Source organism: Streptomyces sp. NPDC002176, assembly GCF_044903645.1.
Taxonomy (GTDB): domain Bacteria; phylum Actinomycetota; class Actinomycetes; order Streptomycetales; family Streptomycetaceae; genus Streptomyces.
Genome location: NZ_JBJDQW010000003.1, coordinates 170,246 through 182,560, shown reverse-complemented (window position 1 = coordinate 182,560; position 12,315 = coordinate 170,246). Strand labels below are relative to the sequence as shown.

Annotated in this window: 11 protein-coding genes; 4 read left to right on the top strand and 7 right to left on the bottom strand. The window is 71.8% G+C overall.

Annotated elements, in window-relative coordinates; translation table 11 throughout:
• Positions 1–22 precede the first annotated feature (22 nt).
• Both ACI2LY_RS14615 and ACI2LY_RS14610 read right to left on the bottom strand, forming a co-directional pair.
• The gene (locus ACI2LY_RS14615; protein ID WP_404707461.1) at positions 23–1,510 is read right to left on the bottom strand and encodes a glutamate synthase subunit beta; all 1,488 of its coding nucleotides are present in this window, start codon (positions 1,508–1,510) and stop codon (positions 23–25) included.
• Between the two features lie 266 nt (positions 1,511–1,776).
• Positions 1,777–2,538, bottom strand: a complete 762-nt coding sequence (locus tag ACI2LY_RS14610) for a DUF2293 domain-containing protein (protein WP_404707460.1) — start codon at positions 2,536–2,538, stop codon at positions 1,777–1,779.
• Between the two features lie 102 nt (positions 2,539–2,640).
• Between ACI2LY_RS14610 and ACI2LY_RS14605 the strand changes: the two genes are divergently transcribed.
• Positions 2,641–3,273 carry a uridine kinase gene (locus ACI2LY_RS14605; RefSeq protein ID WP_404707459.1) on the top strand — a complete coding sequence of 211 codons (633 nt, stop codon included), beginning with the start codon at positions 2,641–2,643 and terminating at the stop codon, positions 3,271–3,273.
• A 28-nt stretch (positions 3,274–3,301) separates the two neighbouring features.
• Here ACI2LY_RS14605 and ACI2LY_RS14600 read toward each other — a convergent pair whose 3' ends face one another.
• Positions 3,302–4,429: a magnesium and cobalt transport protein CorA gene (locus ACI2LY_RS14600; protein WP_404707458.1), complete on the bottom strand. Its 1,128-nt coding sequence runs from the start codon at positions 4,427–4,429 to the stop codon at positions 3,302–3,304.
• A 177-nt stretch (positions 4,430–4,606) separates the two neighbouring features.
• Between ACI2LY_RS14600 and ACI2LY_RS14595 the strand changes: the two genes are divergently transcribed.
• Positions 4,607–5,401 (top strand): methyltransferase domain-containing protein, encoded by a 795-nt coding sequence (locus ACI2LY_RS14595; RefSeq protein ID WP_404707457.1) that lies wholly within the window; start codon positions 4,607–4,609, stop codon positions 5,399–5,401.
• A gap of 12 nt (positions 5,402–5,413) precedes the next feature.
• Here ACI2LY_RS14595 and ACI2LY_RS14590 read toward each other — a convergent pair whose 3' ends face one another.
• From ACI2LY_RS14590 to ACI2LY_RS14575, 4 genes are all read right to left on the bottom strand, one after another.
• Positions 5,414–6,397: a carbohydrate kinase family protein gene (locus tag ACI2LY_RS14590; RefSeq protein ID WP_404707456.1), complete on the bottom strand. Its 984-nt coding sequence runs from the start codon at positions 6,395–6,397 to the stop codon at positions 5,414–5,416.
• Entirely contained in the window at positions 6,382–7,290 is a 909-nt protein-coding gene (locus ACI2LY_RS14585) for a pseudouridine-5'-phosphate glycosidase (RefSeq protein WP_404707455.1), read from the bottom strand. The genes ACI2LY_RS14590 and ACI2LY_RS14585 overlap by 16 nt, the downstream gene beginning before the upstream one ends.
• A 90-nt stretch (positions 7,291–7,380) precedes the next feature.
• Positions 7,381–7,935, bottom strand: a complete 555-nt coding sequence (locus tag ACI2LY_RS14580; protein ID WP_404707454.1) for a methylated-DNA--[protein]-cysteine S-methyltransferase — start codon at positions 7,933–7,935, stop codon at positions 7,381–7,383.
• Between the two features lie 61 nt (positions 7,936–7,996).
• Positions 7,997–8,866: a glycerophosphodiester phosphodiesterase gene (locus ACI2LY_RS14575; protein WP_404707453.1), complete on the bottom strand. Its 870-nt coding sequence runs from the start codon at positions 8,864–8,866 to the stop codon at positions 7,997–7,999.
• A 278-nt stretch (positions 8,867–9,144) separates the two neighbouring features.
• Between ACI2LY_RS14575 and ACI2LY_RS14570 the strand changes: the two genes are divergently transcribed.
• The gene (locus tag ACI2LY_RS14570; RefSeq protein WP_404707452.1) at positions 9,145–10,020 is read left to right on the top strand and encodes an MHYT domain-containing protein; all 876 of its coding nucleotides are present in this window, start codon (positions 9,145–9,147) and stop codon (positions 10,018–10,020) included.
• A 41-nt stretch (positions 10,021–10,061) separates the two neighbouring features.
• Positions 10,062–12,209, top strand: a complete 2,148-nt coding sequence (uvrB, locus tag ACI2LY_RS14565; protein ID WP_393911298.1) for an excinuclease ABC subunit UvrB — start codon at positions 10,062–10,064, stop codon at positions 12,207–12,209.
• Positions 12,210–12,315: the final 106 nt, after the last annotated feature.

Genomic DNA, 12,315 nt, shown 5'->3' with positions numbered 1-12,315 from the left:
TCCCCTCTGGTCCGGCCGATGGCTACACCGCCATCGGCCGGTCGTGCGGAGAGATCGGCGCCTCCAGCCACGACTCACCCATCAGATAGCGGTCCACTGCCGCCGCCACCGCCCGGCCTTCCGCTATCGCCCACACCACGAGCGACTGCCCGCGCGCCGCGTCCCCGGCGGCGAACACCCCCGGCACGTTCGTGCCGAAGTCCCCGTCCCGCGCGATCGTGCCGCGCGGCTCCGTCACCAGCCCCAGCTGGTCGATGAGTCCGTCCGCGCGGTCCGGGCCGGAGAAACCGAGCGCCAGCAGCACCAGGTCGGCGGGCAGTACCCGCTCGGTGCCCGCCACCGGCCGCCGCCGCTCGTCCACCTCCACCAGGTGCAGCTCCTTCACCCGCCCTTGCTCGTCCCCGGTGAACCGGAGCGTGGACGCCGCGAACAGCCGGGCGTCCGCGTCCGCCGCCGGAGCCGTCCTCAGCTCACCCGCCTCCTCGTGCGCGCCGGAGAGACGGTAGAGCTTCGGGTACGTCGGCCACGGCTCCGCCTCCGCGTCCCGCGCCTCACCCGGCCGGGCGTAGATGTCCAGCTGGGTCACGGACGCGGCACCCTCGCGCACCGCCGTCCCCAGACAGTCGGCGCCGGTGTCCCCGCCGCCCACGATCACCACGTGCCGCCCCGCCGCCGAGAAGGGGTTGGCCTCCAGGTCGCCCGCACACACCCGGTTGGCGGGCGGCAGATACTCCATCGCCTGCTGAACCCCGGCCAACTCCCTTCCCGGCACGCCCAGTTCCCGCCACGCCGTGGCTCCGGTGGCGATCACCACCGCGTCGTACCGCGACCGCAGCTCCGGCGCGGGCACGTCCCGCCCGACCGCCGTCGAGGTACGGAACCGCGTCCCCTCCGCCCGCATCTGCTCCAGCCGCCGGTCCAGACAGCGCTTCTCCATCTTGAACTCGGGGATGCCGTACCGCATCAGCCCCCCGATCCGGTCGTCCTTCTCGTACACGGCGACGGTGTGCCCCGCCCGGGTGAGCTGCTGCGCGGCGGCCAGCCCGGTCGGCCCCGACCCGATCACCGCGACCGTCTTCCCGGACAGCCGGTCCGGCGGCCGGGGCGGCACGAACCCCTCCTCCCAGGCCCGCTCAGCGATCGCCCACTCGACGTTCTTGATCGTGACGGCGGGCTGGTTGATGGCCAGCACACACCCCGCCTCGCACGGCGCCGGGCACAGCCTGCCGGTGAACTCGGGGAAGTTGTTCGTCGCGTGCAGCCGCTCGCTCGCCGCCCGCCAGTCCGACCGGGCCACCAGGTCGTTCCACTCGGGGATCAGGTTCCCCAGCGGACAGGCGTCGTGGCAGAAGGGGACCCCGCAGTCCATGCACCGGTTCGCTTGAGCACTGACGATGGGCAGCAACGCCCCCGGCACATAGACCTCGTCCCAGTCCCGGACCCGCTCCACCACGGGCCGCCGCGGCCACTCCTGGCGCGGTGTGCTCATGAACCCCTTGGGATCGGCCATGGGCGTCTTCCTCGCGGACGTGTACCGGGGTATGGGGGCGCTGGCGGTACCACGGGCCGGTGCGGCATCTCGGGCTGGAGTCACTCGACGGTCGCCCGGCACGGGCGCGACCCCGTCCCGGTGTTCTTCCGGCCACGATACGTCGCCACCGATCCCCGCGCAGGGCGGCGGACGGCACCTTTCACCACCCCTCCGCACCGCACGCGCCGCCGATCCACCCCGGTGAACCTCCCCTCCCTCGCTCCACTCCCGTCACCCCTTTCCCGTCACTCCTCTCCCTGTATACGGACCGCCTCCGCCACCGCCCCCGGGGCCGGTCCCCGCCACTCCCGCAGCACTCCTTCCACGGCCCCCGCGATCCGGTCGCGCGCCTCGCGCCTGGGCACCCCGCTCATGAGCAGCTCGTCGTACGGCGTGTCCCGGTGCCGTACGGACGCCACCACCGCCGAGGTCACCGCCGCCTCCGACAGCGCCTGTCCCGCCGCGCTCCGCCCCACCCGGCCGCTGCCTCGAAGCCCCGCGTGCTCGGCGATCTCCCGCGCCCGGCCGGTCGGACAACCGGGGAACAGCCGCCCGATCTCCGCCGCGAACGCCGCGACGAAGCGCTCGTCCGCCTCGCCCCTCCGCCGCGCGTCCCGCGTCCGCCGCCGCTGCCGGACCTCCGCGTCGGCCAGACACCGCTCCTCGGCCCGCGCCAGCGCGGCCTCCTCCACCAGCAGGCCCTGGCGCTCGTACCGGCCGCGACGCCGCGCGAACCGCACGACCACCGCCGACAGCGTGCTCTCCTCCCGCGCCCTGCGGGTCAGCGCGGCATCCCCGCGCGGCAGGAACACCAGGTGCCCCAGATCCGCGCAGTCGAGGCAACGCGGCACCCCGTCCTCCAGCACCAGCAACGCCAGCGGACCCTGCCGACAGGCCGCGCAGTGCTTGCGCCGCTGCGGCTGGACCACCACCGGGCCACCCCCGGCGTCGGGCGGTGCGGGGGAGCGTGGGTCCACGGGACGGCGTGCGCGCGCGGGACGTGCCATACGCGGTTCATTCCCCGCCACCGGCCCGCCCTCCCGCACGGCGCCGGGCCACTCCTCCTTCCCCCTCTCCTTCCTCTGTCGGCTTCCCGGCATCATGGGCGTGTGCGACTCGAAGCGATCACCTGGGAGCGGCTGGCCGAACGGCTCGCCGACCGGATTCTCGCGCTGGAACCCGCCGACGGCAGCCCCTGGCCGCGTGTGGGCCTCGACGCCGCGCCCGCCGCCCGGCCGGGAGACCTCGCCGTCCGCATTGCCGAGGCACTCCGGGTGCGCGGCCGACCCTCACTGGTCGTCGGCGCCGAGGACTTCCTGCGTCCCGCCTCCCTCCGCCTGGAACACGGCAGACGGGACGAGGAGTCGTACTACAGCGGCTGGTTCGACACCGGCGCGCTGTGGCGCGAGGTCCTCGGGCCCCTGGACCCCGGAGGCGACGGGCGGGTGCTGCCCGACCTGTGGGACCCGGTCACCGACCGCGCCACCCGCAGCTCCTACGTCCAGCTCCCGCCCGGCGGGGTACTGCTGCTGCACGGCCCCCTTCTCCTACGGCACTGGTTCCCCTTCGACCTGGCCGTCCACGTCCTCCTGTCATCCGGCGCCCTGCGCCGCCGCACACCCGAGACCGACCACTGGACGCTCCCCGCCTTCGCCCGCTACGAGACGGAGACCGACCCCGCCGAGACCGCCGACGTCCTGGTGCGCGCCGACGACCCACGGCACCCCGCCTGGAACGGCTGACCCCGCCTACCGGGACCCGCCCGGCGTGTCAGAACCAGCCGTTGCGCCGGAAGCCCCGCCAGAGCACGGCACAGGCCAGCGCGGTGATCCCCATGATGAGCGGGTAGCCGTACTGCCAGTGCGCCTCGGGCATGTACTCGAAGTTCATGCCGTAGACACCGCAGACCATCGTCGGCACCGCGACGATCGCGGCCCAGGCGGTGATCTTGCGCATGTCCTCGTTCTGCGCGACCGTCACCTGCGCGAGGTGCGCCTGGAGGATCGAGTTGAGCAGCTCGTCGAACGCGGCGATCTGGTCCTTGGCCCGTATCAGATGGTCCATCACATCCCGGAAGTACGCCTGTATCTCCGGGTCGACCACCTTCATCGGCCGGGTGGCCAGGTCCTCCACCGGGCGCACCAGCGGTACCGCGGCCCGTTTCAGTTCGAGCAGTTCGCGCTTGAGCTGGTAGATCCGCCCCGGATCGGCCCGCGCGCCCTCCTCCGAGAACACATCCGTCTCGACCTGTTCGACATCGCCCTGGACCGCGTCCGTGACGTTCAGATACTCGTCCACCACATGGTCCGCGACGGCGTGCAGCACCGCCGAAGGACCCTTGGCCAGCTGACGCGGACGCGACTCCAACTCCTCGCGCAGCGGGCCCAGCGAGCCATGGTGGCCGTGCCGCACGGTGATGACGAAGTCCTCGCCGACGAACACCATGATCTCGCCGGTGTTCACCACCTCACTCGTGGCCGTGAGCTTCTCGTGCTCCACGTAGCAGACCGTCTTCAGCACCGCGAAGAGCGTGTCGCCGTACCGCTCCAGTTTCGGGCGCTGGTGGGCCTCCACCGCGTCCTCCACCGCCAGTGGGTGCAGGTCGAACAGCTCGGCGACATCGGTGAACTCCTCGGCGGTCGGCTCGTGCAGACCCAGCCAGACGAAACCGGCGCCGGTGTTGCGGACCGTCTTCACGGCGTCCACCACATCGGCGGCGCCCGGCACGCGTATGCCGTCCTGATACGTCACGCAGTTCACGACCGAGGAACCCAGCGGCGACCTGGCCGGGTGGCTCAGGTCCACACGCGGCCGACGCCGGGCCAGACCGGCCACCTTGCGCAGGCCGCCGACCTTGCTCAGCTTTGTGACTTTCCGCAGATTCCCCGCCATCGACATCTGGATCTCCTTGCCTGGATCTCCGCAGCTGACACCTCTCGTGTCCTGCGCGATCAGTCTGCCAGTCCGTCAGGAAAGTCGGGGAAGCCTGTGGGAATAGCGCATTCCGCTTGGTTCCCGCCTGTGGACAAAGGGTCGGCTGCCCCAGCCACAGCGCAGGCTGGGACGATGCGGAACATGACCGGTTCCGACGGATACCTCCTGGACAACCAGCAGACGGAGGCGGGCGAACGCTTCGACGCCTTCGCCTCGCTCTTCGACCCCACCACGTTCCGCCACCTCGAACGCCTCGGCATCGGCCCCGGCTGGCGCTGCTGGGAGGTCGGCGCCGGAGGTACCTCCGTCGTGTCCTGGCTCGCGCGGCAGGTGGGTCCGACCGGCACCGTGGTCGCCACCGACATCGACACCTCCCGGCTGGACACCGTGGCCCGGCCGCCGGTGGAGGTCCGTACCCACGACGTGGGCGCAGAGGAGGCACCGGGCCGGGGCTTCGACCTCGTGCACGCCCGGCTCGTACTCGTCCATGTCCCGGACCGGGAAAGGGCGTTGCGCTCCATGGTCGACGCGCTGCGGCCCGGCGGCCGTCTACTGATCGAGGACGCCGACCCTGCCCTGCAACCCCTGACCTGCCCCGACGAGCACGGCCCCGAGCAGCGGCTCGCCAACCGGCTCCGCCAGGGCTTCCGTCGGCTGCTCGCCGAGCGCGGCGCCGACCTCTCCTACGGCCGCCGTCTGCCGCGCCTGCTCCGCGAGGCGGGGCTGCGGCAGGTCGAGGCCGACGCGTACTTCCCGCTCACCTCACCGGCGTGCACCGCGCTCGAACTGGCCACGGTCCGTCAGATCCGGGGCCGCCTGGTCGAAGCGGGGCTGGCCACCGACGAGGACATCGACCGCCACCTCGCCAACGTCGCGGCGGGCGGCATGGACCTCGCCACCGCGCCGATGATCTCCGCGTGGGGGCGCAAGGGCTGAGCGGCGCGAGTCTCAGGGGTTGTGCGGGGCGGGTGCGTGCGGGGCGGGTGTCCGTCGCGTCCGCCCGTCGTCGTCCGGGCGCGGCGGGCGACCGCCCACTCGCTCCACCGCCCGCGCCCCGGCCCGGCAACCCCACTCCGCCGCGACCTCCGCACCGGCGCCCGCCATCAGCGCCGCGAGGAAGGCGCCGGTGAACGCGTCCCCGGCGCCCGTGCTGTCCGTCGCGCGCGCCGGTACCGAAGGAACCCGGGCGCACACGACCCCCGACCGCGCCACCAACGCCCCCTCCGCCCCCGACTTGGCCACCACCACAGGGCCGAGCCCACTCAACTCAGCCGCCGCCCCGGCCCAGTCGGACACCCCCGTCAGCAGGCACGCCTCGTCCCGGCTGGGCAACAGCACGTCCAACTGCTCGGCGAACTCAAGGAACCGGTCCGTGCCGAACCGGGCGAGGAACCCCGCCGAAGCCGGGTCCAGGCTGACCGGCACCCCACGCGCGCGTGCCGACGCCAGCGCCGCCTCGGCCAACGCCCGGCTGGACTCGGCGAACAGCAGGTAGCCCGACAGATGCAGCCGGGCCACGCCGTCGAGCAACTCCTCCGACCAGTCGGCCGGTTCGAGCCGTAGCGACGCCCCGCTGGAGGTGAGGAACGTGCGCTCGGCCGCCGCCTCACCGTCGACGAGGCAGATCACCGTGCCGGTCGGCGCCACCGGGTCCACCACCAGCCGTGGCCGCACCCCGGCCGCCAGCAGCTCCCGCTCGTGCCACCGCACCGCGTCCGCACCCACCCGCGCCAGCAGCCGCACGTCCACGCAGCCCGCGTCGGCGGCCCAGCACGCCACGTTGGCGCCCGCCCCGCCCGGCAGGGTCCGGATCACGGCGGCGGTGTCGGTGCTCGCGGCGAGCGGGCCCCGGTGCCGGGCCACCACGTCGGTGATCACGTCCCCGACGACCAGCAGCCCACCCGGCGGGCCGCCGGTCACCTCATCGCCCACGCCGTGGCGATCCGCGCCGCCAGCTCCACATTGCCGCGCACCGCGGCCAGGTTGGCGCGCAGCGAGGCCCCGTCCGTGTGCCGGACCAGGTAGTCCAGCAGGAACGGTGTGACGGCCTGACCGGTGACGCCCTCCTCCTCGCAGGCCCGCAGCGCCCCGGCGAGCACGCGCGCGTGCAGCCCGGGGTCGAGCTGCCGCTCCGGCGGGACGGGATTGGCGACGATCAGCGCCGATTCCAGGGTGCCGAGGGTGTCCTGCGCCCGCATGACCTCCGCGATCTGCTCCGGATCACGCAGCGTCCAGTCCACCGGCTGGCCCGAGTCGGACAGATAGAAGCCGGGGAACCGCTCGGTGCGGTAACCGGCGACGGCCACGCCCAGCGTCTCCAGTCGCTGCAGGGTGGCCGGAACGTCCAGGATCGACTTCACGCCCGCGCACACCACGGTGATCCGGGTCCGGGCCAGCAGCCCCAGATCGGCCGACTCGTCCTGGGTCACCGTCCACTGCCAGTGCACACCGCCCAGGCCGCCGGTGGCGAACACCCGGATGCCCGCCAGCGCGGCCAACTGGGCCGTCGCCGACACCGTGGTCGCCCCGCTCGCCCCCGCCGCCATGGCCAGGGGCAGATCCCGGTGGCCCAGCTTGCGGATGCCGTCCTCGTTGGCGACCCGCTCCAACTGGTCCTTGTCCAGACCGACATGGGGTCGCCCGTCGAGCACGGCGATCGTCGCGGGTATGGCCCCCTCGCTCCGGACCAGGTCCTCCAGCTCCAGCGCCACCTGGAGATTGCGCGGGCGCGGCAGCCCGTGCGCGATGATCGTGGACTCCAGGGCCACCACCGGCCGTCCGGCGGCCGTCGCCTCCCGGACCTCCTCGGACAACACCAGCACCACGCGCCCGCCTCCCGTCAGTCGCCTCCCCTCATCTCTGGCGGGCGCGACCCCCGGTCAAACGCCCGGCCCTGGAATTGGCGGGAGGCGCCGTCAGAACAGCGGCTCGGGCAGCACGCCCTCCAGCGCCAGCAACTGCCGCTTCGTCTCCAGCCCGCCCCCGAACCCACCGATCCCGCCGTCGCTCTCCACCACCCGGTGACACGGCACGACGACCGGCAGCGGATTGGCGCCCATCGCCGTGCCCACCGCCTGCGCCCCGCCCGGCTGTCCGACCCGCCGGGCCAGATCGCCGTAGCCCACCACGGTGCCGTACGGGACGCCGTCGGCCAGCTCGCGCAGCACCGCCCGGTTGAACCCCGAGATCAGCGACCAGTCCAGCGGCAGATCGAAGTCGTGGCGCTCACCCGCGAGATACGCCTCGACCTGCCGTATCGCCTCGGCCAGCACCGGCGCGCCCGGCTCCTGGACCGGCTCGGTGCCGTACCGCCCCGCCAGCCGCCGCAGCGCACGCTCGCACACCGGGCCGGTGGCGTGGAAGACGACGTTGACCAGTCCCTGGCGGCTCGCCGCCAGCATCAGCGGGCCGATGCGGCTGTCCACGACCGCCCACACGACCCGCTGCTCGTCCTGCCCCTGACTGTCCATGCCGACCACGCTACGACCCGCCACTGACAACGGGCCCCACCGTCGGGCTCAGGAGTCGGGTTCAGGACGCGCTCAGCGCCGTCCGCACCACGTCCGGCTTGTTGGTGATGATCCCGTCGACGCCGTAGCCCCGGACCTTCCGGGCCGTGGCCGCGTCGTTCACCGTCCAGGTGAACACCCGGAAAGGTTTGCCGTGCGGCCCCTTCAGCGCGTGCACGGTCGAGACGTAGCTCGCGGAGATGTCCGCGTACGAGGGGTTGATCAAGTCCGCGAACCGGGCGTACCCGGTCAGCTCGGCGACCTTCGGCCGACCCAGGTAGCCGGTGGTCAGCGCGGGCTTGAGCTGGTGCACGGTACGGATGCTCGCCGCACTGAAGCTCTGCACGATCAGACGGCTCTGGTGCGCGCGGTCCAGCCAGCCCTCGTTGCTCAGGGTCTTGAGGATCTGCTGCTCGATGCCGGGGTACAGCTCGGGGTTCTTGACCTCGAGCAGCAGTTTCTCGTGGTTGTGCTCGACCCGGCGCATGTACCGCTCCAGCGTCGGCACGCGCGCGCCCGCGTAGACGGGGGAGAACCAGCTGCCCGCGTCCAGCCGGGCGATCTCGGCCGCCGTGAAGTCCTTGACCTTCCAGGGCGCCCGGCCGGGGAACACGTCCTCGACGTTGGTGGTGCGCGCCAGGCTGTCGTCGTGGATGACGACCAGCTTGCCGTCCTTGGTGCGCTGCACGTCGTTCTCCACCCAGGAGAAGCCGAGCCTCGCGGCCTTGTCGATGGAGGCCAGCGTGTTCTCGGGCGCGTACGCGGAGGCCCCCCGGTGAGCTACCACCGTGGGCTGGGCCGCCCGGACCGGCCGGCCGTCGGAGGCGGGGCTCAGCAGGACCGTCGCCCCCAGGGCCGCGGTGGCCGCGGCGGCGACTGCGTGCGCGTGCATGCGTACTCCTCACGTCCGGCGAATACCAACAGCACCAGAGTGACAGCAGAGCGTCAACGGCACACAGGCGCAGAACGGCCACACGATGAACAGCGGAGCCCAACTCCGCACACCGGTGCCGCACAAGTGGGGTAAGGCCGTGTTTCTTTGCCGGAAAATCATTCGACCATTCCGGTGGCGGCCATACTCTCTGCGACAGCCCCGATCGCCACAGCGGTGCTGGGCAGGGGGAACATCGTGTCCGTCGTTGGACGCGAGAAGGCGAGGGACAGCCGCGCATGCGAGGCACGATCGACGGATTCAGCTACGGGGTCGTCACCCCCCTGGTGGGTTATGTGATGGCCTGCCTGGGCGGCGCCCTCGGCCTGCGCTGCACCACCCGGGCCCTGCTGGTCACCCACTCCTGGCGCCCCGCGTGGCTGGCCCTCGGATCGACCGCGATCGGCTCCGGCATCTGGACCATGCACTTCATCGCCATGATGGGCTTCTCCATCGACGAGACACCGGTCCGCTTCGACAAACCGATGACGTACGCGAGCCTCGGCCTGGCCATCGTCATGGTGGGCGTCGGGATCTTCATCATCGGGTACCGGGGCGCCACCGGCACCTCGCTCGTCACCGGCGGCACCATCACCGGTCTGGGCGTCGCCTCGATGCACTACCTCGGCATGGCCGGCATGCGCTTCGACGGACGGTTCACCTACGACATCGCGGGCGTCGTCGCGTCCGTCGTGATCGCCGTCGTGGCCGCCACCATCGCGCTCTGGGCCGCCGGAAACGTCCGGGGCCTGCTGGGCAGCATCGGTGCCGGTCTCGTCATGGGCCTCGCCGTCAGCGGCATGCACTACACCGGCATGGCCGGACTCACCGTCCACCTCCACGGCACCCCCGGCACCGCCACCAGCGGCTCACCCGCCGCCGTGCTCGCCCCGATCCTCATCGGACCGCTCGCCCTCCTCGTCCTCGTGGGCGCCGTGGTGCTGTTCGATCCGCTGATGGTCAAGGACGCGCCGCGGCGCATCCCCGAGGAGTCCAAGCCGGGCGTCCCGGCCGCTGCCGTAGCCTCCCACCAGCGCGTTCGCCCGCCGCGGGGTCCGAACCGCCAGCCGGTCCACGCCGACGCCCACGGCCTTCGCACTCCCCAGCGTCACTGACTCCCGGCCCGTTGTCAGTGCGGGGTCGTACGGTTGATTCCATGCGGCCCGTTTCAAAGATCGAACGCACGGTGGCGCCCATCGAGGTCGTCAGCCCCTACCAGCCCAGCGGCGACCAGCCGACGGCCATCGCCGACCTGGCCAAGCGCGTGCGGGGCGGCGAGAAGGACGTCGTACTGCTCGGCGCGACCGGCACCGGCAAGTCCGCCACCACCGCGTGGATGATCGAGCAGCTCCAGCGCCCCACCCTGGTGATGGCGCCGAACAAGACGCTGGCCGCCCAGCTGGCCAACGAGTTCCGCGAGCTGCTCCCGAACAACGCGGTCGAATACTTCGTCTCGTACTACGACTACTACCAGCCCGAGGCGTACGTCCCGCAGTCGGACACCTACATCGAGAAGGACTCCTCGATCAACGAGGAGGTCGAGCGCCTGCGCCACTCGGCCACGAACTCCCTGCTCACCCGGCGTGACGTGGTCGTGGTCGCCTCCGTCTCCTGCATCTACGGCCTGGGCACGCCACAGGAGTACGTGGACCGCATGGTGCCGCTGAAGGTCGGCGAGGAGATCGACCGCGACGACCTGCTGCGCCGCTTCGTCGACATCCAGTACACCCGCAACGACACGGCCTTCACCCGCGGCACCTTCCGGGTGCGCGGCGACACCATCGAGATCTTCCCGGTCTACGAGGAGCTGGCCGTCCGCATCGAGATGTTCGGCGACGAGATCGAGGCGCTGTCCACGCTGCACCCGCTCACCGGCGAGATCATCAGCGACGACCAGCAGCTGTACGTCTTCCCCGCCTCCCACTACGTCGCCGGACCGGAGCGCATGGAGCGCGCCGTCAACGGCATCGAGAAGGAGCTGGGGGAGCGCCTGGCCGAGCTGGAGAAGCAGGGCAAGCTCCTGGAGGCCCAGCGCCTGCGGATGCGCACCACCTACGACATCGAGATGCTCCGCCAGATCGGCACCTGCTCCGGCGTGGAGAACTACTCGATGCACTTCGACGGCCGCCTCCCCGGCTCCCCGCCGAACACCCTGCTCGACTACTTCCCGGACGACTTCCTGCTGGTCATCGACGAGTCGCACGTCACCGTGCCGCAGATCGGCGCCATGTACGAGGGCGACGCCTCCCGCAAGCGCACCCTGGTCGACCACGGCTTCAGGCTGCCCTCCGCGCTGGACAACCGCCCGCTGAAATGGGAGGAGTTCCAGGGGCGCATCGGTCAGACCGTCTACCTGTCGGCGACGCCGGGCGCCTACGAACTGTCCCGGGGCGACGGCGTGGTGGAGCAGATCATCCGCCCCACCGGCCTGGTCGACCCGGAGGTCGTGGTCAAGCCCACCGAGGGCCAGATCGACGACCTGGTGCACGAGATCCGGGAGCGCACCGACAAGAACGAGCGTGTCCTGGTCACCACACTCACCAAGAAGATGGCCGAGGACCTCACCGACTACTTCGTAGAACTCGGCATCCAGGTCCGCTATCTGCACAGCGACGTCGACACCCTGCGCCGCGTGGAACTGCTGCGCGAACTGCGCGCCGGTGAGTACGACGTCCTGGTCGGCATCAACCTGCTGCGCGAGGGCCTCGACCTGCCCGAGGTGTCCCTGGTGGCCATCCTCGACGCCGACAAGGAGGGCTTCCTGCGCTCCGGCACCTCGCTGATCCAGACCATCGGCCGCGCGGCGCGCAACGTCTCCGGCCAGGTCCACATGTACGCCGACAAGATCACCCCGGCGATGGAGAAGGCCATCGACGAGACCAACCGGCGCCGCGAGAAGCAGGTCGCGTACAACACGGCCAACGGCATCGACCCGCAGCCGCTGCGCAAGAAGATCAACGACATCGTCGCGCAGATCGCCCGCGAGGACGTCGACACCGAGCAGCTCCTGGGCACCGGCTACCGGCAGCAGAAGGACGGCAAGGCGCCCAAGACGCCGGTGCCCAGCCTCGGCGGCAAGGCGACCGCGGACGCCAAGGCGAAGGCGGCCAAGAGCAAGGCCAAGGGCAAGACGCAGCCCACCGACCAGCCGGCCGCCGAACTCGCCGGGCAGATCGAGGAGATGACGGAGCGGATGCGCGCCGCGGCCGCGGAGCTCCAGTTCGAGATCGCCGCCCGGCTGCGCGACGAGGTGTCCGAGATGAAGAGGGAACTGCGCCAGATGCGCGAGGCCGGTATCGCCTGACCCTCCAGCCCCGTCCGGACCTCGGCTTACGCGCCCAGTGTTGCAACACCGACACAAAGCGCGGGCCGGGTTCGGCACGGTCGGTGGCGCTGCGTAGGGTTCTGGG